Raw genomic sequence first — 25,300 nt, 5'->3', positions numbered from 1 at the left:
ATTATCGTTCACTCGATCCAGCGATAATCTCGAGAACGTCCAGGCGGCTCCATCATTGCACGAGGGTCAGCTTGATCGCCTGCACCGTCGAGGGAGCTGCCAGGCGCGCGACATAGGTGCCCGACGGTACCGGCGACCCACCTGCATCCTGCCCGCACCAGGTCCAGGAATGCGGCCCTGCTGCGCAATCGCCGTCGACCAGGACCGCCACCACCCGGCCGGCGAGGTCGTGGATGGTCAGCGTGAGGTGCCGGGGCTCGGTCAGGGAGCAGCAGATCTGCGTCTGCGGGTTGAACGGGTTGGGATACGCGTCCAGCGCCGCGATCACGGCCGGCGTGGTTCCGACCGCCGAGACCACGGCGGTGGGGTTGTCGAGGTTGACCGCGCCGGTGTCCTCGAGCTGGATGTCGTCGATCAGCAGCGGACCGATCTGGCCGTTGCCGCCGCCAGTCTTGATGAAGAAGGTGCGCAGGTCGCCGGACGAGCGGTCGCGGAAGGCGAAGAAGGTCTCGGCGTCGCTGGCGAGCTGGTCGGCGGCCGTGGCCGGATCGCCGTCGCGGTCGTGCAGCCAGATCGTGGTGCCGTCGTTCGCGTCGTCGATCAGGAGCCAGCAGTTGTACCAGGTTTGCGGTGCCAGCAATGTCAGGACTTCGTACTGGCCGTCGTTGTTGATGCGCAGCTCGTTCGTGGCGTTGGTCATGCTCAGTTCCGCATCGAAATCCCCGAACTGGGTCGGATACGTGGAGCCGGACATCCCGAACGAGAAGTTGAGCTGCTCCTCGTAGCGGAACCGCAGGAAGAGCATACGGACCGTGCCGTCGGCGATGAACGCCGGGTGGTGGAGGAACGTGGAGTTGGTGACCACCGAGAGGACGTGGTTGTCGGGATCCGCGGGATCGAGGGCGACGGTGGAATCGATGCTCGGGGCGCGCCAGTCGTTCAGTCCGTCGATGGGCCCCAGGGCGAGGTTCTCGAAGTCGTCGACCGGGACGAAGGCGGCGTGGGCCGCTCCCAGCGACGCGACCAGCGCGGCGGCCGTCAGGAGCAGGCGAAGGCGAAATGATCTTGTGACCATGGTAGGACCCCCAGGCAAGAGTGAGATCGGGAAGAACCGACAGCAATCTGGCAAGGCGTGGACCGGAATCTCATCCTTGATAAGTGCTTGTCTCATAAGCATCGAAAGGGATTCTAAGCATGAGGGCTGTACGCAGCGGTACGCTGTCGCTCCGTCCAGTACAGCGAGGCGGCTAGGTGTGCGGGCTCTCCGGGCCACCCATCAGAAGCGCCGCGCCATCGCCAGGCCCATTCCCGCCGGCACGACTTGCCAGGCGGCCTGCGGGTCGTGTCCACACCGGGCCACCGTCCGCCCGATGATCCAGCCGATGGTGGCGCCGGCCGCCACATCGCTGGCCCAGTGCTTCATGTCCTCCATGCGGCCCATGGCCGTGAAGCCGGCCAGGACCAGGCTGGCGCCGCCGACCCAGCCGCCGTACCGTCGGGTCAGGACCCCGGCGGTGGTGAACGCCGTTGCCGAGTGCCCCGAGGGGAAGGAGTAGCGCTCGCCGTTGGGTCGTTCGCGGTCGACGGCCACCTTCAGCAGGCTGGTCGACGCGTAGGAGAGGATCAGACCACGGGTCAGGACGTAGCCCGTGCCGGCGGTGCGCGGATCGTCGGCCCAGGCGCCCACGCCCCAGGTCGCCAGCGCCAGCGGGATCTGCAGACGCGCATCGCCCCAGATGTTGCCCAGGTCGGACATCCCGTCCCAGATCCCCTGGTCGAGGGCGCGCGCGGCGCCCTCGGCGTCCTCGAACTGGTAGACGGCGATGGTCAGGGCGGTGCCGCCCAGCAGCCAGAGGCCGTTCTCGGTGGAGGGCAGGGCGCCGAGGTCGTGCAGGAGGTCGCCGGGAAGATCGGCGATCCGTGGGAGGCTGGACTGGGCGGCGGCCGGGGCCGGGGCGAGTGCGGACAGCAGGAGGAGGGTCAGGAGGGTCGCGGTGTTGCGCATCGGTTCTCGCCTTTAAAAGAATTGGGGCGCTGGCGTGGTGGACATTGTACCAGGATGACTTGTGCCATGGAGCCGGAAGTCTGGATGTAACACTCCCCATTATTTGCTAGAATGAACGCGATCTCCTCAACCTCTTGGCCCCAATCAGGAGATCGGCCATGGATTCTCATATCCGGAAGCTCTGGCGTTCCACGATCCTCGTTCTTCTGCTCAGCTTCGCATGTTTCATTGGCTGTGAACTCTCGGACCCGCATCGATCACCGGATCCGTTCGACGGGGGATTGGGCTTCTCCCTCGTTTTTCCTCCTGACAATACAGCGAACGTGGCAAAAGCGGGCGTCGGTGAAAACGATACCGTCAGGGTCTGGCTATACACACTCGGCGTGGATGGCGACGACGCGTTCGCCTGCCGGCCGGCGCCCGGCGACTCGGTTTGGGTTCCCGAGGCCGAGGCATTCCGGATCGGCCCCGGCTCGCTGGATCTGGAGATCGAAACCGTGCTCGAGCTGACCTGGTGGCGTCTGTGGGTCGCGGTGGACTCGCTCCTGGGGCAGACGACCTTTCCCCTGAACGCCGAGGAACTCCAGCGCTCGGTGACCGTCGTCCTGCCGCCGGCGAGCACCGGACGCGACCGGATCGTCGTCTATGGCGGGCTGGCCGTTGGATCGCTGTCCCACTCCGATCAGGATCCCGAAGAGAACGACGTGATGCTGTACCCGGTGGCCGTCGAGAACAACTCCGATCTGGCGGGGCTGGAGCTGGTCTTCGCGGTGGCCGGGGCCGATTCCGTGGACCTGCTGCTCGATCCCGGCTGCAAGCTGTATGCGAGCGGCGACCAGGAGGCCTTCGATATCGCGCTATCCCTCTGGCCGCGGAGTGATCCCGGTCTCCCGGTCTATCGCCTGCAGATCGATGGATTGACGGGCGCGACGCTCGCCAGCGGCTGCGAGGTCCTGTTCTACGTCCTGGCTCACGGGGAGGGCGTCTCCACGGACCTGTGCCTGGTTCCTGGCGCTGGCGATTCGAGTCGAACCGTCTTCCGTCTCACCGATGGTGGCGAGGCATACCCGACGGTGATCAATGGCGGAGAGTGTCGTTTCGCTCCCCGCGCCCTGGACGACCAGGTAGAGGCGCAGGAAGACACGCCATTGTTGATCGACCTGCTCGCCGACAATGGCAACGGTGCGGATTACGATCTGGACGGTGTGATCGACCCCACCACCGTGGCGATCGTGACATGGCCGAACCGGGGCCACGTCACGAACCACGGTGACGGAACCGTGACCTACTCGCCGAATCCCGACGATAACGGAACAGACGTCTTCACCTACACGGTGAGCGACGACGAGGGCACCGTTTCGAATGAAGCGACGGTCAGCATCCACATCGGTTCGGCGAACGATCCGCCGATCGCGGTCGACGACGACGTCCAGACCGATGAGGACATGCCGCTGGTGATCGAGGTGCTTGCGGATAACGGCAACGGAGCTGACCACGATCCGGACGGCGTCCTTGATCCGACGTCGGTAGCGATCATGACCGAGCCGAGCAACGGCCAGGTCGAGAACCACGGTGACGGCACGGTGACCTATACGCCGTCCGCCAACTTCTCCGGAGAGGACTCGTTCACGTACACGGTCAGCGATGACGACGGGGCCGTATCCAGTCCCGCGACAGTCTCGATCCTGGTCGGCGCATCGACTGATCGACCGGTCGCGATCGACGACGACGTCCGTGCCGTAGAGGATGTTCCGCTGTTGATCGACGTGCTCGCGGACAACGGGAACGGCGCCGATTTCGATCCAGACGGCGATATCGATCCAGCCTCGGTGAGGATCATGGCCGAACCGAGCCATGGCGAGATCGACAACCATGGCGATGGTTCGGTGACCTATTCGCCGGCTCCCGACTACTTCGGGACGGACGGGTTCACCTACACGATCAGGGACCTGGAGGGTGGGGTGTCCAATACGGCCTCTGTCGTGATCACCGTCGCGTCGGTGAACGATCCCCCGGTGGCCATGGACGATGAGGCCGCCACCGTCCAGAACGTGGCGATCATGATCGAGGTGTTGAAGGACAATGGCCATGGCGCCGACCACGATGTGGATGGAGCCATCGATCCCGCCTCGGTCGCGATCAAGACCTGGCCCGGCAACGGCGAGGTCGAGAATCATGGTGATGGGACCGTGACCTACCGGTCGGCACCCGAATACTCCGGTAGCGATACTTTTACCTATACGATTAAGGACGAGGATGGCGCCGAGTCCGATCCAGCCACCGTGACGATCGAAGTTGCACCTGGCTGCCATGTCGAACCGCTGCTGATCGATTTCGGAGAAGTCTTCATCGGAGGCTACGAGGAACGTCATCTGTATGTTTTCAACGATGGCGAAGACGATCTATCAGGCAGCATCGTCTGCGATTCGCCTCATTTCTCTCTCCTGGGCGGCGGCCAATACAGCATTCCGCCCGGCATGTTCCACGAGACGATCGTCATCTTCGAACCACAGGCTACCGGCTCGTTCGAGGCCGAGATCGCGACGGGTTGCGAACCGGTGGCCGTCCAGGGCACCGGGATCAGCGAGTGCTTCGCCTTCGATCTGAACAGCGACGAGAACTGGCATCTCAGTGTGGCGATCAGCACACCAGACACCTTGCAGGACTGGTGGAATCATAACCTCGAGCTGTTCTGGGATGATGATACGAACTTCGATGGCGTTCCCGGCCAGGATGGGTATGACGGACGTGGCTCGCTCGATCTGGACATCCCCTATGGTCATCCCGAGGTCAACGATCCGCCGGACGATGCGCTCACCTGGCGTGCTTACTTGTGGTCGCCGAACCTGGAAAGCGATCCTTACTGGCAGTCGGCCATTGCCTATTCATTGAGATACTACTGTGGTGTCACGAATCGTGAATCACTAAGGCTCAAGCTCTGGATGAGATACAGGGACAACAACACCGGGCTAGTGGACTGGACCAACAACAGCATGAGCATATACGAGGACTATTCCTGGCAGTACGCGGATGTGGACTGGGACCATCTTCCGTCGGATATCACCGTCATCTCGATCGTTGTCGAGCTCCTGGGTTATGTGGATGAGAGTTACTATGGCGATTTCTATGTCGATGAGGTTTGTCCGGAAGACCACGTCCCCAGCGGTGCAAAAAGAGCGTTCCCTTCCGGTGGAGCCGTCGTGGAGAGGAATGGTCAAGAGCCGCCCCCGGATCCATCCCCGCCGGCGGCGACGCGGATCCGTTGACGGCGGGATGGAACCAGCGCCGAGGTCGGGGAGAAACTGAAAGTCGGCTCCTCGTTCATCCTCGGCTCTGGGCTTCCAGCCCGCTCATCTTGCCCTTTCTTTTGCTGCGAACAGCGGAAGCTCATCACCGACGCAAGGGGCACTCTCCATGAAACGATCGCGCCCGGCCCCCGCCACCCGCCACATCGCCCACGAGTACCGCCGCCGCATCTGCAACGCCATGAACCTCATCAGCCGCAATCTCGACCGCGACCTCTCCCTCGACGAGATCGCCGCCGCCGCCGCGTTCTCGCGCTTCCACTTCCATCGCGTGTTCAAGGTCGTGGTCGGCGAGACCGTGGCCGCCTTCACGCGGCGCCTGCGCCTGGAGAGCGCCGCCAACCGCCTGCAGGCCGCGCCCGAGGAGCCCGTCACCACCGTGGCCATGGACTACGGCTTCTCCAGCTCGCAGAATTTCGCCCGGGCCTTCCGCCAGCACTTCGGCCTCTCGCCGACCGAGTACCGGAATAGCAAGCCTGGACACACGGTCCGCAACGGCGGCAACGCGGCGTCGCTGCAGGCCGCGTACGATCCCGACTCCGCTTTCACCAACACGGTCGCATACCGCTGGAGGAACACGATGAATGCAGAAGTCAGGGAGATGCCGGAGTACCACGTGGCCTACGTCCGCAAGCTCGGACCCTACGGCAAGGAGACCTGCGAGGACGCCTTCGGCGAGCTGGCGCGGTGGGCCGGTCCGCGCGGCCACTTCGCCGGCGGCATCATGCTGGGCGTCTACTGGGACAATCCCGAGGTCACGCCGCCGGCGAAGTGCCGCGTGGATGCGTGCCTGACCGTGCCCGTGGGGACGGTCACCGAGGGCGCGGTCGGGACACAGACCATCCCCGGCGGCCCGCACGCCGTCTGCCGCTTCGAGATCCAGGCCGACAGCTTCCAGACCGCCTGGGACGACTCGTTCGCCTGGCTGGTGAGCCAGGGCCACGAGTGCGCCGACCGGCCGTGCTACGAGCTCTACCACAACAACGGGGCGACCGATCCCAACGGGACGTGGGTCTTCGACATCTGCATTCCGTTGAAGGCGCGTCTTTAGCGTGTCCGTGGGCGCGGTTGGCGGCGGCGTCGGGCCGACATCGTTGCCGCCGGTCGCGCCTCATCCTTCCTCCGCCCGACCCCTCAGAACGTGACCGCCGCTCCCAGCTTGATCGACTCCACCGTCAGCGGCGTCTCCGACGAGAACGGCCAGTTCATGTTCTGGCGACTGGCGTAGTAGAAGACCGCCGAGACGCCCGTCTTCAGGGCGAACCAGAGGATCGGTCCGACCACGGGCGAGACCTCGATGATCTGCTCGGAGAAGAACTGGATCGCGCCCTGGGCGCCGGAGTAGACCGCGGCGCCGCCGAGCCAGGGCCAGAAGACGGTCCGCGGGAAGATCACCCCGCCCTCGACACCGCCGGTGACGGCGAGGGACTTGAAGACATGCACCTTGAGGCCGGCCGCGAAGAGTTGCCCGAAGCGCAGCTGCTTTCCGTACCGGTCGAAGACCGCCTGGGCTCCCGAGCCGATGTCGTCGTAATCGGTGGCCTCGAGCGAGGTCCAGTTGATCGCGTTCTGGTTGTACATCTCCAGCCGGAGCGCGCCCCCGCCGAATCCGTAACCCAGACGATTGCCCAGGCCGAACCGGGCCAGCTTGCTGCCGAACTCATCCTCCGCGGGCGAACCCGACATCCGGAGGTCATCGGAGAGGAAGCTGCCGAAGCTGTAGCGTTCGTCGATGGAAACCAGTCCGTCTTGCAGGTTGTCCAGGGCGGTGAATCCCAGCTTGAGCTCCAGCAGTCCCAGCGATGCGAAATCCCCGTCGAGGCCGTCGAATTTGGGCTTGGCGAGACCGTAATCGACTTCGATGAACGGGCGATTCTTTCCCCTCTTCACGTCGGCGGCGAACTGGTCGTCGCCATCGTCACTCCAGCGGCCGGGCTGTGCCGAGGCCGCCTGCGACAGGCAGAGCGCGGCGACGAGCAGCAACAGTGTACTCATGCGAATCACGGGAGTGTCCTTTCGACTGGCTGTGCGAACGGTGGCGCACACCGGGACAGGGGGGACTTTTCCAGAGTAAGGCCAGCCGTCGATCTTGACCATGGCCAGTCACATCGGATGGTCGCCTACGCTGCTATCTTGCCTGTTCCCGAGCCCGGGGTGGCGGAATGGACCGCGCGACTCGAATCGCCGGAGTAGCTGGTGTCTCGGGGCCGCAGCGTGTAGAGTCGTCGGGACGGTCGGATCCTGCATCGATCCCTGGCCATCCGGCGACCACCGCGAGCCGTTCCCCTAGAGGTCCCCCATGCGCACCATCGCCCTCCTGCTGCTCCTCCTGCTCACCCTCGGCACCCTCGGCTGCGACGACGATTGCCCCTCGTGCCCGGAGGTCCAGCCACCCGACCCGGAGACCGGCACCGGCACCCTGCGCGTGCCCCAGGACCACTCCACCCTCGCTGCGGCCCTCGCCGCGGCCGCCGTGGGAGATACCCTGCTCATCGCCGGCGGCACCCACGCCGCGGTCGATCTCGACCTGAAGCCCGGCCTCCTGATCCGCGGCACCGGCACCGCCGACGCCCCCACGATCCTCGACGCCGGCGGCCAGGGTCGCATCTTCCGCTGCGAGGGACTCGACTCCCTGGTCGTCCTCGAGAACCTGACCCTGACCGGCGGCTACCTCGAGGGCAACATCGACAGCCGCGGCGCGGCGATCTGGTGCCGGCAGAGCAACCTGCGGCTGGTCGATTGCGCCATCGCGGACAACGTCACGGCGACCCATGACGGCGCCGGCATCGGCGCGAGCAGCTCGGAGCTGGAGCTCGTGCGCTGCCGCTTCGAGGACAACGCCAGCGGGTACTACGGCGGCGGCATCCATGCCGATGCCTGGTCGACCCTGGTGGTGAGCGACTGCCAGTTCGTTCGCAATTCCGCGGTCCGCGGCGGCGGCGGCGTGGCGATCCAGGGTGCGCTGGAGCTGCGGGGCTGCCTGTTCGAGGACAACGACGACGGCGGCGCCAAGCTCGGCAACGGCGCGCTGGTGAGCCAGTGCACGTTCCGTGGCAACCGGGACCGGGGCCTGGACCTGGGGCGCGACTGCCGGGTGGAGAACTGCCTCTTCATCGACAACGTCGGCTACGACGGCGGCGCCGGCCTGCGTGGCGGCGACAATCTCGAGTTTCACGACAGCCTCTTCATCGGCAACAGCTGTCTCGGCGGCGACGGCGGGGGCGCCAGGGTCTACGGCGACAGCCTCCTCGTCACCGGCTGCGGGTTTCTCGCCAACGAGGCTGTCGGCGGAGGGGGCGGTCTCAAGGCGGAGAATGCCGTGATCCAGTCCACGACGTTCAGTGGCAACCGCGCCCACGAGGGCGGCGGCCTCCTCGCGCAGGAGCTGGACCTGATCGACTGCGACCTCGTCGACAACCACGCCGATTTCAGCGCGGCCGTGAGATGCTGGCTGGGCCGGTTCGACGGCTGCGTCGTCGTGCAGAACACGGGCCGCGGCTGGACCGTCCGCACCGGCACCGCCTCGCAGTTCGAGCGCTGCACCGTGGCGGCCAACACGGTCGAAGCCGAATATGGGCTGTTCCGGCTCGGCTATCCCGCCGACCCCAGCCAGTTCTCCGCCTGCATCGTGGCCTTCAACGACGGGGTCCCGTTCACCGACGAATCGGTGATCCCGTCGCTCGCATCCTGCGACCTGTTCGGAAACTCCGGCGGCGACTGGACCGGCGGCATCGCCGACCAGGCGGGGCAGGCCGGCAACCTCTCGCTCGACCCGCTGTTCTGCGACCTCTCCCTGGTGGACGTCTCGCTCTGCGCCGACTCGCCCTGCCTGCCGACCCCGGGCGGGCCGGACCGGATCGTCGGCGCGCGCGACCACGGCTGCGTCTCCTGCGGCGACTGAGTCCGCCCTACTCCTCGGCCGGCGGCGCGTGCTCGCCGTCGGCGTTGATCCGCAGCACCCACAGGTGGCGCTGGGTCGTGGGCTGGCGGCGGTCGCCGCAAATGGCGTGGCCGTCGTCGCCCGCGCGGCACACGGCGTACACGCCCGCGTCCGGCGCGAGCCGCCACAGCTCCTGCCCCGCCGCGTCCAGGCGGAGGATGTCGGTCTCGCTGACCGCCACGTAGCCGCCGCCGGCCGCCGTCGCCAGCGCGCGGTAGTCGGCATAGCCGCCCAGCCCGACCTCCCACAGGTACTGCCCGTCGAGGTCGAACCGGTAGAGCCAGCCGGCGTCGTCCAGGACGGTGTAGCCGCCGTCGCTCTCCACCAGGTCCACGCCGGGCTGGCTGAAGGGCAGATCGCCGCCGGCGAGGTCGGTCCGCCACTGGACGAGGCCGTCCTGGTCGGTGCCGAGCAGGAAGGTGCTCTGGCCGTAGTAGTCGCCGGTCACCACGAAACCGCCGTCCGGGCGCTCGAGCACCGCGGCGGCCAGGGTGGGGCCGTAGGTGCACTCCCAGATCTGGTGGCCGTCCTCGCTCGCGCGCAGCAGCCAGGCCTGGCCGTCCCGCGTGCCGGCCGCCACGAAGCCGCCGCCCGTGCAGGGGCGCACGCATAGACCGTAGTCGAAGCCCTGGGAGCCGAAGTGCGGCCGGGTCCAGACCTCCGATCCGTCGGCGGCGAGGCGGGTCAGCACCAGGTCACGGTCGGCCACGCCCACGGCGACGCAGCCGCCGTCGTCGACCGCCGCGATGTCGTGATAGCGGCCCTCGAAGTAGGGCTCGTAGGTCCAGAGCGGGTTGCCCAGGGGATCGAGCCGGCGGATGAGCGGGCTGTAGCCGTAGCTGCCGGCGACCAGGTAGCCGCCGTCCGCGGTGGCCGCGATCCCCAGGCCCAGCGAGGAGTTGTTGCCGCTGTAGACGAGATCGCGCTCGAACACGGCGCCGCCGTAGAAGACGCCGGTCTCGCTCCACGGTCCCCAGGCTGCGCCCGTCGACCGCGCCCGGACGCGCCAGTACTGCCACTGCCGCGCGGCGGCCGGCACGGTCACGGTGGTGTCGCTCGTGGTGGCCGTGTGCGCGGGGTCGGCGAGGTCGGGATCGAGGCTCACCACCACCTCGTACGCCGCGGCCAGGGGATCGCGCAGCCACGACAGGGGCGCGCTCTCCGGATCGCCGAGGCCGCCGCCCGGCGGCGGAAAGAGCAGCACGCCGCAGACGCCGGCGGGGATCCGCATACCGAGGCCGTCGCTGTCGGTGCGGCCGTCGCCGGCGTGGCCGGTCGCCAGCAGGTAGTGGAAATCGCCGTCCGCGTACAGCGCGACGTTCCAGAGGAATTCGAACGGTGCGGTGCTGTCCACCGCCGCCTCGACCCCGTCGACCTGGAAGACCACCCGGGTCAGCTCGAGATTGGCCTCCACGTGGACGGCGAACGCCGCTTGCGGGTCGTCGTCGACCGGAGAGACGAGATCGATCTTCAGCTCCTCGGTCTCCTCGGGCGTGACCGGGTCGTCGGAGCAGGCGGTCATGGCGGCCAGGAGGATCAGAATGAGGAGCAGGGGGAGGGGCCTGATAGGGTTCGGCATGGAGCATCCTTTGCGGGAATGGCGGGTTCCGATGCGGTCGATTGTCCTCTCTTCGATATTCCGCTGTCAATGATCGCGGTGAAGGGGACGGTGTCGCGCTCGGCGGGTCCCCTGCCTGGTCCGGATGCCGGCGAACACGGAGGGTCGCGAACCAGGGAACCTCTCCATTGCCGGCACCCTGTCCATGGTCTGGAGTATACCGGATATGGAGCGGGGGGTTGGAACACCGAGACCTCTATATTGTTATTTTGAAATCATTTATAGAAACATCGTCCCCCGGGAGTTGTCTTGGGCACATGTTTTCGATAGCGGAGAATGTCCCGCATCCCGCCGTGGCCCCATTCTCCCCCCGCTTCCCGAGATTTCGGCCCGGGTGACGACTACGCGCGGCATGACGGGTAGCTGACTCGAAGACTCTCCCTTAAAGTGGTGGAGTTCACCCGCATCCATGTCGGCAGGAAACGCCTGGCGCCGCCAGGCGTGGGAGGTAGACCATGAAGAATCGCCTCGCGGTCTCGTCAATGCTCCTGATCCTCGTGCTCGCATCCTCCGCGGTCCAGGCGGAAGGACTCTACGTCGGCGCCGGTCTCGGCAACACGTTCTTCAGCTCGAAGTTCGATGTGGGCGACGTGACCGACCAGGTCCAGGAGATCGACGAGAACTCCACCGCCTGGAAGATCTTCGGCGGCTTCAGCGGCCAGGGGTTCCTCGGCGTCGAGGGCGGCTATCGTCACTTCGGCACCATCAAGAGCGACTTCGGCGACGGCGAGATCGAGAACAGCATCAAGGGCTGGGATATCGAGGCGCTCGGGAAAGTCACCATCGCCATCGTCGACATCTTCGCCAAGGCCGGCGTCATGTTCTGGGACAGCGAGGTGACCTTCGGCGATACCTCCGCGGACGACTCCGGCACCAACTTCCTGTGGGGACTCGGAGCCGGGGCTCACCTGGGACCGATCGGCGTGCGGCTCGAGTGGGAGAGCCTGGAGCAGAAGGACGTGGACAATCTGTCGGTGGTGAGCCTCGGCGCCACCTTCGGCTTCTAGACCGCCCCGCCAACCCGCACGAGGGAGAATGTCATGCTCGAAACCGCTCTCGGACTCATCCACCTGATCCTGTTCATCTGGGCCGTGCTCAGCATCTGGGGCAGTGGGGCGTCGCTGCTCGCCAAGCTGATCTGGAGCGTGGTCGTGTTCGTGTTCCCGTTGATCGGGCTGATCATCTGGTTCTTCGCGGGGCCGAAGAAGGGCTGACGCCACCGGCGTCGGCTTCGCCGGCGACCGTCGATACGGGGCGGAGACCCGCAACCGGGGTCTCCGCCCCGTTCATTTCGAGCCGCCCGATCCCTCCCGCGCCATCGCTTCCGGAAACAGCGGCACGATCTTGTTGAACACCCACAGGATCCCGAACGGCAGCGTGAAGATCACCACCGCCACGGCGATCCCTTCCTTCTCCCAGACCCCGGGGAAGTAATCGGTGAACCCGCGCATGGACTTGGACACCAGCTGGCCGCCCACCACAACGTTCCAGCGCATGAGCAGCACCTGGACCAGGAGCATGGCGGACGCGGTCCAGACCATGGCGTTGGCCACGCGGTCGCGCAGATTGAAGAGCGAGTTGATGCCCAGCAGGAAGAAGGGGATCAGCGAGAACACCAGGTACTGCAGCACCACGTAGGAAACGAAGAGCTTCTCACGGATCAGCATCCCCAGGACCTCCCACTCCTCGGTCTGCTTGTAGGCGATGGACAGGACCTCCAGCAGCTCCAGCGACACGGCGATGATCATGAAGCCCCACAGGTACCTGGTGAGCGAACGCACGCACGGCTGGTCCAGCTTCCAGCCGTTGATCCGCGCCACGATCATGTAGTGGAAGATGAGCACCGCGATGCCCGAGACAATGGCCGAGAAGATGAAGATCACGAACATCAGCGGGGTCGACCACCACGGGTTGGCCTTCAGCGAACCGAACAGGAACCCCACGTAGCCGTGCAGCAGGCAGGCCATGGGAATGCCGAGGCCCGCCAGGAACCGGGCGATGCGGTGATCGGCGGCGCGGGTGGCCGCGTCCTCGTGCGTGTTGCCGAGCAGGATCATCCGGCAGAACCAGGCGATGGGGCCGGTGCCCCGGGCCCGGGCGATGAAGCTGTGGCGCATCACGAACCAGATCTCCAGCACGACCACGATCAGGTAGGCCGTGTAGATGAACCCGAAGCCCGCCATGGCCGAGTTGAAGTTGGGCGTGATCATGATGTTGAACGCCCGCTGGGGCTGCCCCAGGTGCATCAGGAGCGGCAGCGGCGCGAACAGCAGGAACACGAACGCCGACGCCAGCGAGAACCGCGCCACGGCCTTCAGCTCGGTCTTGCCGAACACGTGATAGAGCGACGACACGATGAACGCCCCGGCCACCAGCCCCGTGATGTAGGGGTACAGCACGATCATCACCGTCCAGGTGACGTTCAGCTCGTTGGGGAAGACGAAGTCCACGGTTCACCTTTCGGCATGGGTGCGGGTCAGACGACCACGCGGTCCAGTCCCAGGTAGTAGCACTTGGGGTGCGTGCCCAGCTCCGGCTTGAGCAGGCGGTAACGCTGCTGGCGCAGCAGCACGCTCAGCTTGCTCTTGGGATTGTTCAGGTCGCCGAAGAGCCGTGCCTCGCGGGGGCACGCCAGCACGCACGCGGGCGCGAGTCCCCGGCCGAGGCGGTGGTAGCAGAAGGTGCACTTGTCGGCCATGTGGGTCCGCGGGTTGATGAAGCGCGAGCCGTAGGGGCAGGCCTGCACGCAGTAGCCGCAGCCGATGCAATGCTCGCCGTCCACCAGCACCACGCCGTCGTCGGTCTTGTAGGCCGCGCCCACGGGACAGACCTGGTTGCACACCGACTTCTCGCAATGGTTGCAGATCTTGGGCACGAAGAACGCCCGGGCCACCTCGCCCTCGACCGATTCGAAGACCGGGTCGGTACCGGTGGCGGCGTCCACCCGGACCTCGCCGTCGGGGCCGATGCGATAGCGTTCTATCCAGGTGCGGTACACATCCTCGGGCACGTCGTTCTCGGCGCGACAGGCGCGCATGCAGGCGCAGCAGCCGATGCAACGGGTGGTGTCCACGGCGTAAGCCCAGTAGGGCGCGCCCTCGCCGCCGGCCGCCTCGTCCTCGCTCGCCAGCAGTGTGCCGATGGGAAAGACCAGCACGCCGGAGCCGGCGGCCAGCAGCTTCAGGATCTCGCGACGCGATGGGTTGCGATCGTTACGCATGTCTCTACTCCTCGCGGCCATGGCGGATGTTGCCGGCGGCGGCGCTGCTGGTCGGCAGCGGGTGGATACGGTCCTGGTGACAGTCGATGCAGCGCTTGTCGAGGTCGCTCTCGTCCTCGGCCATGACCTCGCGGTGTTCGGGCCAGTCGATGCCCGGCGGCGCGTCGTCGCTACGGAAGCTGGCGTCGCGGTGGCAGAGCAGGCAGAAGCGCGGGTCCGAGTCGCGGAGGATGCGGCCGGCGGACTCGGATTCGCGGAAGAACAGGTGGCAGGTGGTGCAGCGCACGCCGCTGTGCGGACGTTCGGCGAACCCGCGCGCCACCTCACCGTGGCAGTAGTCGCACGTGAAGATCGCCGGATGGCCGGCCGGTCGGGCCAGGGTCTCGTCGGTGCGCCCGACGTGGCAGTCGCGGCAACGATGGATCAGCGGATGCAGCCGTGCGGTGCGCAGGTCGCGGTCCATGAAGAGCGGCTCGTGGGGGTCGTGGCAGGCGATGCACTCGACCTCGGGGTCGGCCACGCCCACGAAGCGGTAGTGGTCCGCGGGCACGATCTGCGCGAAGTCGCCGGGTCGGGCCGGCAGCAGCTCGTGGCACACCAGGCAGGCCGCCTTGCCCCCGGGTCGGACGATCCCGCCCTCGCCGTCGGCGGCCACGTGCGCCGCGCCGGGGCCATGGCAGCTCTCGCATTCGACGAAGGCGTGGGCGTCCTTGGCGTGCAGCGCGACCACGTCGTCGTGGCACTCCTCGCATACCGCCCGCCCGAGGTGCTGCGGTGCGAACCGCCGGGCCTCCGTGACGGCGTCGGCCCGGAAGTGGCCCAGATCGCCGAAGGACTCGGGGACCAGCAGCGAGCGGACGATCAGCGCCGCCACCACGGCGCCGCCGATCAACACGAACAGCCGGATCGTATGCCGGTAGCTATGGCGTGTCGGTTCCATGGAGCCCTTCACTGGCTGGGCCCGGGAGGTCCGTCACGCTCTCCGGGCCGGGTTCATTGGTGGAATCGGCCCGCCGCCGACGCAGGCGCGGCGCCACGATCAGGGCGATGCCGAAACAGGTGAAGCCGAAGAAGAGGGCGAGCGGCGTGCCGGCGCGAAGATCCTCGAGGAGCACCTTGAGCCCGACCAGCACCAGCAGCGGATTGACGAACCAGGCGAGTTCGGCCAGCAAAGGCCGGCGCCCCAGCGCGGCCAGCAGCACCGTCACCGCCGACAGAACCGCCGTGCGCGTCACGGCCACCACGGCGGCCTCGGGCCACGGCAACACGCTGGTCCCCCAGACCGCCAGGGCGGTCACCACCACGATGCCGGCCCCGATCAGCACGAGCATCGCCACGAGGAAGCGCGGCACCCGCCGCCAGTTCGAGACCTCCCGGCTCCTTTGCGCTCCCACCAGGAGCCCATAGGCGGCAGCGGCCAGGATCGTGACGATGAGGCCCGCGGTGGTGAACTCTTCCCAGGACGGGGTCCGGCGCGCCACGAACACCGCGAAGAAGCGCGCCGCCGTCCCGGTGACCACGGCGGCGCCGATCAGGTAGACCGCGCAGTGCAGGCGCAGCGTCCAGCGGTCGAAGATCCCCCCGGTGATGGCCGCGGCCACGCCCAGCCCGGCCCACAGGTACGGGAGCCACGAGCCCGAGACCACGAGCGCCGTGCCGATGAACGTGAGCACCAGCCCGAGCCACGCGTGGTAGAAGAAGTTCAGACCGCGCCCCTGGCGGTTGCGCACCAGCATGAACGCCACCACGTAACCGATGACAGCGACGAGGAGCGTGGCCCAGCCCAGTGCCGCGGTGCTGCGGCCCTCGACATGCAGGAGATGGATGGCGCCGACATAGCCCGCCATGACGCAGCCCAGCGACTGCAGGATCTCGAACAATCCCGCCTCCCGCCGCTGGATCAGGGTGCGCCAGGCGAAGCTGATCAGGTAGACCAGCGGCAACGCCAGCGCCACCGGCAAAGCGCCCGCGGGAGAGGGGTCGGGCCGGCCCGCCGCCTGTTGCGCAGGGTGCGAGGCCAGCATGACGGTGACGAAGACCAGGAAGTTGACCACTCCGGCCACGAACCACTGCGGTCCCTGCCAGTCGCGCAGGTAGCCCAGCCAGACCGTGGCCACTCCCAGCGCCACCAGCACGGCGAGGAAGAGCACGGTGGCGTCGGTGGACCAGTAGAGCCCTGCGCATACCGCGACGGCAGCCAGCAGAACGATCCAGGCGAGCACCTTGAGACGGTGCCGGAGCGCCACGCCGAGGGCGAGGGTCGTGACCAGCACCGTGACTGCTGCGGCGCCCCTGGCGGGCAGGAGGCCGAGCTTGGTGGTGGTCTCCCAGATGAAGGGGTAGGCGACCAGGACGGTGGCCGCTCCCACGAGATTGGCCCGGGCGCGCCGATCGTGCCGCCCGTCGCGGTCGGTCAGGAAGAGCAGCGCGAGGACGTAGGCCAGGCCCAGGGCGAGTCCGATGGGAGCGGAGAGCATGCCGGCGTCGGTGATGGCCCGCAGCAGGAACGCTCCGGCCAGCATCAGGAAGGAGATGCCCACGGCGGGCAGCTGGAAGCCTGGTTGCGAGCGGGGGGCTTGCACGGGGACCTCGGGCGGGCCCGGGGGCGGCGAGGGGGAACTGGTGGCGGTCGGGGCGGTGAGTCCGAGGTGGTCCTCGATGGCGGCGATCCGGATCGCCAGGGCCTCGATGGTGGCGGTGAGTTCGGCCTGTGAACTCGGCTTCTGGCGGCCAGGGTCCTGCATCGAGATGCCTACCTCGACGTGTGAGGGACGAGCAAGCCGGCGGCACCATGAGGGGTCAGAGCACGTCGGGGGCGATGCTCGAATCGGGACCGTAACACAATGTCGATCTTATTAATAGGAGTTTTTGATAATCACAATATCCATTATCAAAAAAGCCATGGAGCTGGCGTCTGGCGGATCGGGCGTTCCGGTTGCTCATCGCTATCGCACCAGCACAGCCTTCTTCATCGCTGCCTCGCCATCCGCCACGACCCGCACCAGATACACCCCGGACGCCACCTGCCGGCCCCGATCGTCCCGGCCCTTCCAGACGAGAACATGGGGCCCGGCCTCGTACCGCCCCCGCGCCAGCGACGCCACCAGCGCGCCGTCGACCCCATGCACCGACGCCCTCACGCTCGCGGGCCGATCCAGCCGGAAGGTAATCGTCGTTGTGGGATTGCACGGGTTGGGCTGAAGGGCCAGGTCCAGCGCCACCTCCGCCCCGGACGGCGTGGGCTCGTCGACCACGCCCGTCACCCCGCCACATTGCCCGGGCCAGATCTGCAGCGAGGAGGGAGCCACGAGGGCGTACACCAGCGATCCCGACACACACACCGCGTGGGTCGAGCCTCCGGTGGCGGCCTGACCGAGGTGGGACAAGCCCGCTGGATCGCCCATGGCCAGCACCTGGAGCGCCCCGCAGGTCGGCCCGTCGCCGACGCCGGCGTAGACGCATCCGTGGGCCACCGCCATGCCTCCCGACCAGCGCGCCAGGTACGAGCTGGCCACGAGCTGGGGCGTCGCGCAATCGCCGACGTCGTAGAGGCGGAGGTACGGCCCCGGGAAGTCGGCATTCCATTGATAGCACTCCAGGGCGGCATGGCCGTCGCCGGCGGCGAGCCGAGAACCGGCCCAATCCCCGAGATACATGGAGCCGCCACCTTGCGGGTGCGTCGGATCGGCGATGCCCAGGGTTCCCAGGAGGAACTGGGGGTATATCAGGCCGTGCAGGCCAGTGATCACGAGACACGAATCGCTCACGGCCAGGCCGTCGGCACGCCCGAACTCCATCTCGTACACGACCTCCGGAGCGTACGGATCGCTGAACGCCACGATCTGCAGAGCGCCGCTGGTATACACGCCGACGCTGGCGATGGCGTGGCCGAAAGCGGTCACGAAGGTATTCAGCGGTGCGGACAGCTCGACCAGGCCGATCAGCACGAGCTGGGTGGGGTCGGTGACGTCGACGGCGGCCAGCTTGCCGCCCCGGAAGCCCACGACGAGGTAGGGTGGCAGCGCGGCGATCCGCGCGGCGTCGGCCACGAGCTCGAGGCGGCCGATCTCCTGCGGCTGCTCGGGCTGCGAGATGTCGACCGTGAGCAGGGCTCTGCCGGACCACTCCGGGTGATCGGCGAGGATGTAGGCATGGGGTTCCATGATGCACAGATCGTGGACCGCGACACCGAGGTCCAGCGAGCCGAGGGCAGGCGGGCTGTGCGGCTCGGTGGCGTCGATGACCATGATCACGCGACCGGGCAGGTCGGCCGGCGTCTCGTCGAAGCAGGACAGGTAGACCATGTTGCCGGCCGTGGCCAGGCCGGTGACGGGGCGCGCCGCCATGATGGCGCCGATCACGTGCGGCGCCCAGGGGTCGGCGAATTCGACCACCATCAGCCCTCGATCCCGAATGGCCAGGAAGGCCTGCGTGCCGTCGGTCGCCACGTGGTTGGGGGCCTCGGGCAGGCCCACCGTGCCGCGGAGCTCCGGCTGGGTGGGCGCCGAGCAATCCACCACGCACAGGCCCGGGCCGCCACCGACCAGCGCCGACATGTTCGTGGTCGCGGCCACGGCGTCGGCGCCGCCGGGAATGGGCAGGCTGCCCATGATTTCGGGCATGCCCACGGTGGTCAGGTCAAGGACGTGCAGGCTGTCGGCGGTCCCCACGAGTCCCCAGGTCTCCTGGCAATCCACGCCCACCGCGGGCGCCAGGTCCAGGCTGCCCACGACCAGCGGCGCGGTGGGGTCGCCCATATCCACTACCAGCAGGCCGGCGTTCCCGCAGGCCACGCAGACCGTGGTGCCGGCCACGGCGACATCGTGAGCCGGTCCCGGCAGCTCGACGCGGCCGAGGATCTGCGGATGGGTCGGGTCCGCGATGTCGATCAGCGAGCAGTGATACTGATAGCCATCGTAATGGCCGCTGACGGAGACGAGCAGATCTCCGCTCATGGCCAGGGCGCTCTGGAAGGGCCCGATCTCCAGGGAGCCGACCCAGGCTGGATTCTCCGGGTCGGACACGTCGAACAGCATCAGATGGCCGAACGAGACCGCGGCCAGACGATGGCCGTCGGTGGCGATGGCGTCGGCCATGCACCCGATCGAGGCGACCTGTCGCAGATAGTCCTCGTAGTGGATGCAGGGCTGCGAGCGGGCGGTTTCGCAGGGGATGATGATCAGGAGCACGAAGAGGACGAGGACGGACTTCATGGCTCTGCCTCTTGTCCGGAGCGGCGGCGTTCTTGGCAGAGGTCGGGGTGGCGGGGAACGCCGCAAAATCAGGGCAACGAAAGTATTGTATCACATGTCTTGTGCCACCGAGAGTGTGTCCGGGCCATTCTGGGATATTTATCGCCGCCATTGTTGATGTTCCGGTACATAGGATGCAACAATCGTACTGTCCGCAGGGCGCTGGTCGGCCCGGACACAATCTCGTTGGCACAACCCGTGGTACTTGAACCTCTCTGGTTTCGCTATTACCCTGATTCGACCCCCCCCTCGAACCCATGGACCAGACCGTGCTGCCAGCCCTCCAACGAACACTAGACCGCATCCCGCTCCAGGCCGTCTTCGCCGTGAGCCTGCTCCTGTGCATCTTGATGGTGCGTGGCGGGCAACCCTGGGGCAACGATGCCACGCTCTACCTGGGCCAGGCGCGCGCGCTGGTCGAGGGCGACCTGGATGGCTACGCCACCGGCCTCGCCTTCGCCACCGAGCACACCGTCGCCCATTTGCCGGCCGTCCTCTACGACTGGGGCTTCCCGCTGATCCTGGCCCCGGTCTACGCCGCCAGGGGCATCGATTTCACCGCCTTCAAGATCCTGATGATCGCCTTCTTCCTGGCCACGGGGCTGGTGATGCACCGCGTCCTCGCCATCGACGGCTTCGGTCCGGCCGCGAAATGGGGCGTGGCACTGTTCCTGATCAGCCCCCTGCTCACCGACTTCACCAATCAGATCCTCTCCGACCTGCCCTCGCTCTTCTTCATCTTCCTGGGGCTGCTCGTGCTGCGGCGCTGGCGACGGGCGGGATCGCCGGCGGGCTGGGGCGTCCTGCTGGGCGTGGTCGTCTGGTATGGGTCCTGGATCCGGCCCAACGGCATCCTGGTGGCGGCGCCCATCGGGATCATCCTGCTCGCCAGCCTGTACCGGCGCCGGTGGAAAGACGTGGTCCGGCAAGCCGTCCCCCTGGTGACGCTCTTGGGCTGCCTGGCGGCCGCAGCGCTGGTGTTCCCCTCAGCCCGGTCCGACGCCTTCATCCTCCGCGACATCGGCCTCGAGAGCATCTGGCACAACGTCATCTTCTACCTGCGGGAAGGCGGCGAGCTGTTCCGCCGCAGCATGGGCCGCTACCTCTTCTGGGTGGGGCTCGGCCCCGCGGTGATCGGGCTGGTGGTGTCCTGGCGGACCCACTGGGCGACCAGCCTGGTGATCCTGCTCAACCTCGTCCTCTACCTCGTGTGGCCGGCGACCCAGGGTCCGCGGTTCCTGTTCCCCGTGCTGGCGCTCTATTGCTTCCACGTGTTCGTGGGCCTGGACTGGCTGGCCGGGCGCCGTCGCGTGCTCGGCTGGCTCCTGCCGCTGTACCTGGCCGTGGTTGGCGGCCACCTGATCGGGGTGTACCTGTACGAGATTCCCGACCGGTACTGGTTCTCGGACGAGAAGGTCGAGGAGGGACCGGAGACGCCCGATGCACACGAGCTCTGGGCGTTTCTGCGCACCACCGAACCCGACGCTCTGGTCGCCTTCCACCGTCCCGGGGCGGTGTACCTCTACACCAGGCGCCGCTGCGCAGGGTACCGGAGGGCGGTGCCGCACGAGGCCGTGGACTACATCGTGATCTGGCGCCAGCGGCACGAGGTGGCGATCGAGGGGCCGGTGGTGTTCGAGAACCGATCGTATGTGGTGATCGGCCCCGGCCGGTGACCCCCGCTACTTCTCCTCGTGGTATTCCTTCTCGGTGTTCACGTCCCAGATGTTGGCCTTGTCGCGGCGGCCGCTGATGATGTTGTCGACCGCGGTCATGGCCGTCAGCATGGAATGATCCTGGTTGTTGTAGCGGTGCATGCCGTTGCGGCCGAGCAGGAACAGGTTGGCGAAGCCGTCGAGGTACGACCTGAGCCGGTCGAAGCGGTCGTAGGTGCCGAAGTAGGCGGGATAGGTCTTGGGCATGCGCAGGACGGTGCCGTCGCGGACCAGATCGCGGTCGATGATGCCGATGCGGTGGAGCTCCTCGCGGCCGAGGTCGATGAGTTCCGCGTCGCTGCGCGACCAGATCGCGTCGCCCTCGTTGCAGAAGTACTCCAGCCCGATCCAGACCATGCCCGGATCGGCCACCATGTACGGGCTCCAGTTGTTGAAGATCTGCAGGCGGCCGACGAGCACGTCGGGTTCCTGGATGTAGATCCAGTTGTCCTTCAGCAGCGAGGCTTTCGGATCCTCCTCGTGGACCTTGAGCTCGTCGACGAGCAGGCCCACGGTGAGGAAGTCGCGGTACACCAGCCCGGCGCCGACCTCGCGGACCTCGGCGGGCACGTCGGTGTCCAGGGCGCCGATCAGGTCGCGCACGGGCATGGTCGAGAAGCAGACGTCCGCCGGGTGGGTCGTGGTCGCGCCGGTGTGGACATCGCGGGCGACCACGCCGGTGATCCCGTCCTCGCCGATCTCGAGTCCGACGACCTCCTGGTTCATCAGCACCCGCCCGCCCATGGCCTCGACCTTCGCCGCGCAGAGCTCCCACATCTGGCCCGGGCCGTACTTGGGGTAGAGGAACTGCTCGATGAGCGAGGTCTCGGTGTCCTTCTGGGCCAGGCCCTTCCTCTTGAAGGGCTTGCTCAGGGCGTGGGTCAGGGTCTTGAGCACCGACAGGCCCTTGATGCGCTGGGCGCCCCAGGACGCCTGGATCTCGCGGCACGGCACGCCCCACACCTTCTCGGTGTACGACTCGAAGAACGTCCGGTAGAGCTCGCGGCCGAACCGGTTGATGAAGAACTGCTCGAGGTTCTGCTCGTGGCGGATTGGTTTCAGACGGGCCTGCAGGTAGCTCAGGCCGATCCGGACCATGCGCGCCAGGCCGAGGTTGGTGATGGTGCGCATGCTCAGGGTGATGGGGTAGTCGAAGAACTTGCGCAGGTAGTAGACGCGGCTCCGACGCGACCGCAGGAGCATCACCTCGTCGGTCTCGGCCGGGTCGGGGGCGTCGGCCTGGCCGGTGGCCGCCCGTTCCGCGGGGAGGAAGTCGAGCCACCAGTCCATGACCCGGTCGGACTTGGAGAAGAAGCGGTGGCCGCCCAGGTCGATGCGGTTGCCCTTGTAGTTGACAGTGCGGGCGATGCCGCCCAAGATATCGTCCTTCTCGAGCACCACGGGCGTGATGTTCGTGCGCTTCAGAAGCTCGTAGGCGGCGGTCAGACCCGCGGGCCCGCCACCGATGATCACCGCCATTCTGCTGGCCACGTGGTCGCCGCTCCCCGGTAGGTGTGAGGATGGCCCTGGAATCTAACCGCCCGGATCATGGTGGTGCAACATGATCTTGTTAGCCAGGTCGTGCCGACGTCGCACCGAACGTTCCGCAGCGGCGCGCGACCGTGCGGCCCTCCGCTCGCCATGAGGGCGCTCCTGAGACAGCTCCTGGTCGACGATACCGATTCCACCCTGCTCCAGCTCTTGCGCTACGCCCTGGTCGGTGGCTGCGCGGCCGTGGTGGACATCGGTTCCTTCACGGCCTTCACCGTCTGGCTGGGTCTCGATTACCGGGTCGGGGTCTTCCTGGCCTTCAGCCTGGGGACGGCCACCAACTTCACGCTGAGCAACGCCTTCGTCTTCAACCGGCGCTCGCTGCCGTTGCGCGTGGCCTTCGTGCGGCACTATGTTTCCAGCCTGGGCGGCCTCCTGGTCAACGAACTGGTCATGATCCTCTGGGTGGAGGCGCTGGATCAGGATCAGCTGCTGCTCGGCAAGGTGATCGCCACGGGGCTCGCCTTCGCGGTGAACTTCACGCTGATCAAGATGTACGCCTTCAACCACCGCATCTCGCTCTTCCGGCGCCTGTTCAAGGGGGACCACACGTGAGCACCTACCTCGTCACCGGCGGATCGGGCTTCTTCGGCGAGATCGTCAAGAACCGGCTGCTGGACGAAGGCCACACCGTGGTCAACGTCGACCTCGAGCAGGACGAGGTCACGCACCCCCGCCTGACCTCGTACCGGCGCGACATCGGCGTGCCGGGTACACTGGACGACATCTTCGCCGCCCACGCCTTCGACGGCGTGATCCACTGCGCGGCGATCCTGGCCCACGCGGTCAAGGACAAGGGGTTCCTCTGGCGCTCCAACGTGGACGGCACCCGGCTGGTGGCCGAGATGACCCGGCGGCACGGGGTGCCGCGCCTCGTCTTCACCTCGTCCAACTGCCTGTGGGCGCACAATCTGGGTCGGCCAGTACGCGAGGACGACCAGCCCGCGCCCGTGGAGATCTACGGTCGCTCCAAGTGGGAGGGCGAACGGATCCTGCAGGAGTATACCGACGACTTCCACGTGATCATCATCCGCTGCCCCACCATCATGGATCACGGGCGGCTGGGGCTGCTGGCCATCCTCTTCGAGTTCATCGAGGAAGGCCGGAAGATCTGGCTGGTCGGCGGCGGGCAGAACCGGTACCAGTTCATCTACGCCCAGGATCTCTGCCGTGCCTGCCTGCGCGCCCTGGAGTTCGACGGTTCCGGGGTCTTCAACATCGGCTCCGACCACGTCCGGTCGTTCCGCGAGGTCTACCAGTTCCTCATCGATCGGGCCGGCACCGGCAGTCGCCTGGCGACCCTGCCCAAGGGACCCGCGCTGCTGGCCATGCGTGCGGCCTACCGGCTGGGCATCTCGCCGCTGGGGCCCTACCAGTACAAGATGATCGCCGAGGATTTCATCTTCGACACGGCCAGGATCAAGGAGCGGTTGGAGTGGGCGCCCACCCTGAGCAATGAGGAGATGTTCTGCCGCGCGTACGAGTACTACCACGAGAACCTGGCGGAGATTCGCTCGCGCAAGAACGTCTCGGCACACAAGCAGCCGGCGAAGATGGGGGTGATCCGGCTGCTGAAGTGGGTGTCCTGATTCCCGGTGACCGCCTCCGGGCGGTGCGCCCTCAGTTCCAGGTGGTATCCCGCGAGGCCAGGCCCCCGAGCCGATCCACATCGGCCACCACGAAGGTCACCCGGGGCGGGGCCTCCGCGGTCCTGCGGGGCTCCACCGCGGCCGTCGGCACCACGCCGGCCTCGTCCTGCATCGGTGCGGCCACGCCCTGACGGCCGACCCAGACCCCGCCGAGGAAGATCAGCCCCGCCACGGCCGCGGCCAGCCCCACGTCGGCCACGCGCCACCGCCACGGACCACGCCGACGCCGGCCGAGCCTCTCCTGTTCGGCCAGCAGCCGGCGCAGGATCCGCCCGTCCACGGTCGCCGGCGCCGCCTCCCGGTAGACCGTCAGCGCCGCCTGCAGCGCCGACGTTTCCTCGGCGCACGCCGCACACACCGCCAGATGCTGTTCGACCTCGTGTTGCGCCGATCCCTCGAGTTCACCCAGCACGTAGGCGCGCAACCGTTCGGCTCCCAGATGTCCGCCGCTCATGATTCCTCGCTTCCGGCCGGTCGTCCGGGCCGCGGTTCCGCCACCGCGAGTCGCTCTCGCAGTCGCTGCAGGGTGTGATGCACGCGCGAGCGCAGCGTGCCCTCGGGATCGCCGGTCATGGCGGCCATCTCGCGGTAGCTGAAGCCCTCGCGCACCCGAAGATGGAACGCGGCGGCGTAGTCCCCGGGCAGATCGTCCAGGACCGCCTCCACCAGGCGCAGTTGCTCCTGCGCCGCCAGCGCCTCGTCCGCGGGGGGTGCCGGGCGTGGCTCCGCTCCCTGATCCAGACGCTCGACGAGCCGTTCCCGGCTCTGCTCCCGCCGGCGCCGGTCTCGCGCCGCGTTGGCCGCCACCGCGAAGAGCCAGGGCCGGAAGCAGCCGCGTGCCTCGAAACGGCCCCGACCCTCGAGAACCTGCAGGAAGACCTCGTGCAGGATGTCCTCGGCGGCGTCGCGTTCGCCGGTCATCCGCCGCAGGAACGCCAGCACCGCCGGGGCGAACGCGCCGTACAGACGCGCCAGCGCCGCGGCATCGCCCTGCCGCGCCAGCCCGGCCAGCCGATCGGCTTCCCGCGCTTCCATCATCTCGCCC

At 67.3% G+C, this 25,300-nt stretch carries 20 protein-coding genes; 8 read left to right on the top strand and 12 right to left on the bottom strand.

Annotated features, from left to right (window positions below):
* Window positions 1–52: 52 nt before the first annotated feature.
* Window positions 53–1,075: a FlgD immunoglobulin-like domain containing protein gene (locus tag IFSED24_RS14360; RefSeq protein ID WP_491332162.1), complete on the bottom strand. Its 1,023-nt coding sequence runs from the start codon at window positions 1,073–1,075 to the stop codon at window positions 53–55.
* Window positions 1,076–1,276: 201 nt separating this feature from the next.
* Window positions 1,277–2,005, bottom strand: a complete 729-nt coding sequence (locus IFSED24_RS14355; protein ID WP_491332161.1) for a phosphatase PAP2 family protein — start codon at window positions 2,003–2,005, stop codon at window positions 1,277–1,279.
* 158 nt (window positions 2,006–2,163) lie between these two features.
* On the opposite strand from IFSED24_RS14355, the gene IFSED24_RS14350 reads away from it, so the two are divergent.
* Together IFSED24_RS14350 and IFSED24_RS14345 are read left to right on the top strand one after the other, a co-directional pair.
* The gene (locus IFSED24_RS14350) at window positions 2,164–5,271 is read left to right on the top strand and encodes a cadherin-like domain-containing protein (RefSeq protein ID WP_491332160.1); all 3,108 of its coding nucleotides are present in this window, start codon (window positions 2,164–2,166) and stop codon (window positions 5,269–5,271) included.
* A gap of 148 nt (window positions 5,272–5,419) precedes the next feature.
* Window positions 5,420–6,361 carry an AraC family transcriptional regulator gene (locus IFSED24_RS14345; RefSeq protein WP_491332159.1) on the top strand — a complete coding sequence of 314 codons (942 nt, stop codon included), beginning with the start codon at window positions 5,420–5,422 and terminating at the stop codon, window positions 6,359–6,361.
* 83 nt (window positions 6,362–6,444) lie between these two features.
* Here the strand turns inward: IFSED24_RS14345 and IFSED24_RS14340 are convergent, their stop codons facing one another.
* Window positions 6,445–7,305 carry a hypothetical protein gene (locus tag IFSED24_RS14340; RefSeq protein WP_491332158.1) on the bottom strand — a complete coding sequence of 287 codons (861 nt, stop codon included), beginning with the start codon at window positions 7,303–7,305 and terminating at the stop codon, window positions 6,445–6,447.
* Between the two features lie 304 nt (window positions 7,306–7,609).
* On the opposite strand from IFSED24_RS14340, the gene IFSED24_RS14335 reads away from it, so the two are divergent.
* On the top strand, window positions 7,610–9,211 hold the full coding sequence (locus IFSED24_RS14335; RefSeq protein ID WP_491332157.1) for a right-handed parallel beta-helix repeat-containing protein: 1,602 nt from the start codon (window positions 7,610–7,612) through the stop codon (window positions 9,209–9,211).
* Between the two features lie 7 nt (window positions 9,212–9,218).
* On the opposite strand, the gene IFSED24_RS14330 is transcribed toward IFSED24_RS14335, so the two are convergent.
* Entirely contained in the window at window positions 9,219–10,829 is a 1,611-nt protein-coding gene (locus IFSED24_RS14330; protein WP_491332156.1) for an outer membrane protein assembly factor BamB family protein, read from the bottom strand.
* 494 nt (window positions 10,830–11,323) lie between these two features.
* On the opposite strand from IFSED24_RS14330, the gene IFSED24_RS14325 reads away from it, so the two are divergent.
* The gene (locus IFSED24_RS14325) at window positions 11,324–11,875 is read left to right on the top strand and encodes an outer membrane beta-barrel protein (protein ID WP_491332155.1); all 552 of its coding nucleotides are present in this window, start codon (window positions 11,324–11,326) and stop codon (window positions 11,873–11,875) included.
* Window positions 11,876–11,908: 33 nt separating this feature from the next.
* Complete coding sequence (locus IFSED24_RS14320) at window positions 11,909–12,082, top strand: PLDc N-terminal domain-containing protein (RefSeq protein WP_491332154.1); 174 nt, start codon at window positions 11,909–11,911, stop codon at window positions 12,080–12,082.
* Window positions 12,083–12,154: 72 nt separating this feature from the next.
* On the opposite strand, the gene nrfD is transcribed toward IFSED24_RS14320, so the two are convergent.
* The 5 genes from nrfD to IFSED24_RS14295 all read right to left on the bottom strand — a co-directional run bounded on the left by nrfD (window position 12,155) and on the right by IFSED24_RS14295 (window position 19,301).
* On the bottom strand, window positions 12,155–13,318 hold the full coding sequence (nrfD, locus tag IFSED24_RS14315) for an NrfD/PsrC family molybdoenzyme membrane anchor subunit (RefSeq protein ID WP_491332153.1): 1,164 nt from the start codon (window positions 13,316–13,318) through the stop codon (window positions 12,155–12,157).
* A gap of 26 nt (window positions 13,319–13,344) precedes the next feature.
* Complete coding sequence (locus tag IFSED24_RS14310; protein ID WP_491332152.1) at window positions 13,345–14,088, bottom strand: 4Fe-4S dicluster domain-containing protein; 744 nt, start codon at window positions 14,086–14,088, stop codon at window positions 13,345–13,347.
* Window positions 14,089–14,092: 4 nt separating this feature from the next.
* Entirely contained in the window at window positions 14,093–15,028 is a 936-nt protein-coding gene (locus IFSED24_RS14305; protein ID WP_491332151.1) for a hypothetical protein, read from the bottom strand.
* A complete protein-coding gene (locus IFSED24_RS14300; RefSeq protein ID WP_491332150.1) occupies window positions 15,009–16,832 on the bottom strand; it encodes a DUF2339 domain-containing protein in 1,824 nt (607 codons plus the stop codon). The genes IFSED24_RS14305 and IFSED24_RS14300 overlap by 20 nt, the downstream gene beginning before the upstream one ends.
* Window positions 16,833–17,033: 201 nt before the next feature.
* The gene (locus tag IFSED24_RS14295; protein ID WP_491332149.1) at window positions 17,034–19,301 is read right to left on the bottom strand and encodes a FlgD immunoglobulin-like domain containing protein; all 2,268 of its coding nucleotides are present in this window, start codon (window positions 19,299–19,301) and stop codon (window positions 17,034–17,036) included.
* Window positions 19,302–19,609: 308 nt separating this feature from the next.
* Here IFSED24_RS14295 and IFSED24_RS14290 point away from each other — a divergent pair, with 308 nt between their 5' ends.
* Window positions 19,610–21,016: a hypothetical protein gene (locus IFSED24_RS14290; RefSeq protein ID WP_491332148.1), complete on the top strand. Its 1,407-nt coding sequence runs from the start codon at window positions 19,610–19,612 to the stop codon at window positions 21,014–21,016.
* Between the two features lie 6 nt (window positions 21,017–21,022).
* Here the strand turns inward: IFSED24_RS14290 and IFSED24_RS14285 are convergent, their stop codons facing one another.
* Window positions 21,023–22,534 carry an NAD(P)/FAD-dependent oxidoreductase gene (locus IFSED24_RS14285; protein WP_491335063.1) on the bottom strand — a complete coding sequence of 504 codons (1,512 nt, stop codon included), beginning with the start codon at window positions 22,532–22,534 and terminating at the stop codon, window positions 21,023–21,025.
* Between the two features lie 162 nt (window positions 22,535–22,696).
* Here IFSED24_RS14285 and IFSED24_RS14280 point away from each other — a divergent pair, with 162 nt between their 5' ends.
* Together IFSED24_RS14280 and IFSED24_RS14275 are read left to right on the top strand one after the other, a co-directional pair.
* Window positions 22,697–23,161, top strand: a complete 465-nt coding sequence (locus tag IFSED24_RS14280; RefSeq protein ID WP_491332147.1) for a GtrA family protein — start codon at window positions 22,697–22,699, stop codon at window positions 23,159–23,161.
* Entirely contained in the window at window positions 23,158–24,195 is a 1,038-nt protein-coding gene (locus IFSED24_RS14275; RefSeq protein WP_491332146.1) for an NAD-dependent epimerase/dehydratase family protein, read from the top strand. Before IFSED24_RS14280 ends, IFSED24_RS14275 begins: the two co-directional genes overlap by 4 nt.
* Window positions 24,196–24,226: 31 nt before the next feature.
* Here IFSED24_RS14275 and IFSED24_RS14270 read toward each other — a convergent pair whose 3' ends face one another.
* Together IFSED24_RS14270 and IFSED24_RS14265 are read right to left on the bottom strand one after the other, a co-directional pair.
* Window positions 24,227–24,709, bottom strand: a complete 483-nt coding sequence (locus IFSED24_RS14270) for a zf-HC2 domain-containing protein (RefSeq protein WP_491332145.1) — start codon at window positions 24,707–24,709, stop codon at window positions 24,227–24,229.
* Entirely contained in the window at window positions 24,706–25,293 is a 588-nt protein-coding gene (locus IFSED24_RS14265; protein WP_491332144.1) for an RNA polymerase sigma factor, read from the bottom strand. The genes IFSED24_RS14270 and IFSED24_RS14265 overlap by 4 nt, the downstream gene beginning before the upstream one ends.
* Between the last annotated feature and the right edge of the window lie 7 nt (window positions 25,294–25,300).

This window comes from Candidatus Latescibacter sp. IFSED24 (genome assembly GCF_058273205.1).
This window is presented reverse-complemented; position numbering and strand designations above follow the sequence as displayed.

Coding starts and splice junctions, on each gene's coding strand:
- IFSED24_RS14355 (WP_491332161.1), bottom strand. CDS start 2,005: ATGCGCAACACCGCGACCCTCCTGACCCTCCTCCTGCTGTCCGCACTC.
- IFSED24_RS14285 (WP_491335063.1), bottom strand. CDS start 22,534: ATGGCGGTGATCATCGGTGGCGGGCCCGCGGGTCTGACCGCCGCCTAC.
- IFSED24_RS14310 (WP_491332152.1), bottom strand. CDS start 14,088: ATGCGTAACGATCGCAACCCATCGCGTCGCGAGATCCTGAAGCTGCTG.
- IFSED24_RS14280 (WP_491332147.1), top strand. CDS start 22,697: ATGAGGGCGCTCCTGAGACAGCTCCTGGTCGACGATACCGATTCCACC.
- IFSED24_RS14300 (WP_491332150.1), bottom strand. CDS start 16,832: ATGCAGGACCCTGGCCGCCAGAAGCCGAGTTCACAGGCCGAACTCACC.
- IFSED24_RS14295 (WP_491332149.1), bottom strand. CDS start 19,301: ATGAAGTCCGTCCTCGTCCTCTTCGTGCTCCTGATCATCATCCCCTGC.
- IFSED24_RS14345 (WP_491332159.1), top strand. CDS start 5,420: ATGAAACGATCGCGCCCGGCCCCCGCCACCCGCCACATCGCCCACGAG.
- IFSED24_RS14320 (WP_491332154.1), top strand. CDS start 11,909: ATGCTCGAAACCGCTCTCGGACTCATCCACCTGATCCTGTTCATCTGG.
- IFSED24_RS14360 (WP_491332162.1), bottom strand. CDS start 1,075: ATGGTCACAAGATCATTTCGCCTTCGCCTGCTCCTGACGGCCGCCGCG.
- IFSED24_RS14325 (WP_491332155.1), top strand. CDS start 11,324: ATGAAGAATCGCCTCGCGGTCTCGTCAATGCTCCTGATCCTCGTGCTC.
- IFSED24_RS14335 (WP_491332157.1), top strand. CDS start 7,610: ATGCGCACCATCGCCCTCCTGCTGCTCCTCCTGCTCACCCTCGGCACC.
- IFSED24_RS14340 (WP_491332158.1), bottom strand. CDS start 7,305: ATGAGTACACTGTTGCTGCTCGTCGCCGCGCTCTGCCTGTCGCAGGCG.
- IFSED24_RS14270 (WP_491332145.1), bottom strand. CDS start 24,709: ATGAGCGGCGGACATCTGGGAGCCGAACGGTTGCGCGCCTACGTGCTG.
- IFSED24_RS14265 (WP_491332144.1), bottom strand. CDS start 25,293: ATGATGGAAGCGCGGGAAGCCGATCGGCTGGCCGGGCTGGCGCGGCAG.
- IFSED24_RS14305 (WP_491332151.1), bottom strand. CDS start 15,028: ATGGAACCGACACGCCATAGCTACCGGCATACGATCCGGCTGTTCGTG.
- IFSED24_RS14330 (WP_491332156.1), bottom strand. CDS start 10,829: ATGCCGAACCCTATCAGGCCCCTCCCCCTGCTCCTCATTCTGATCCTC.
- IFSED24_RS14350 (WP_491332160.1), top strand. CDS start 2,164: ATGGATTCTCATATCCGGAAGCTCTGGCGTTCCACGATCCTCGTTCTT.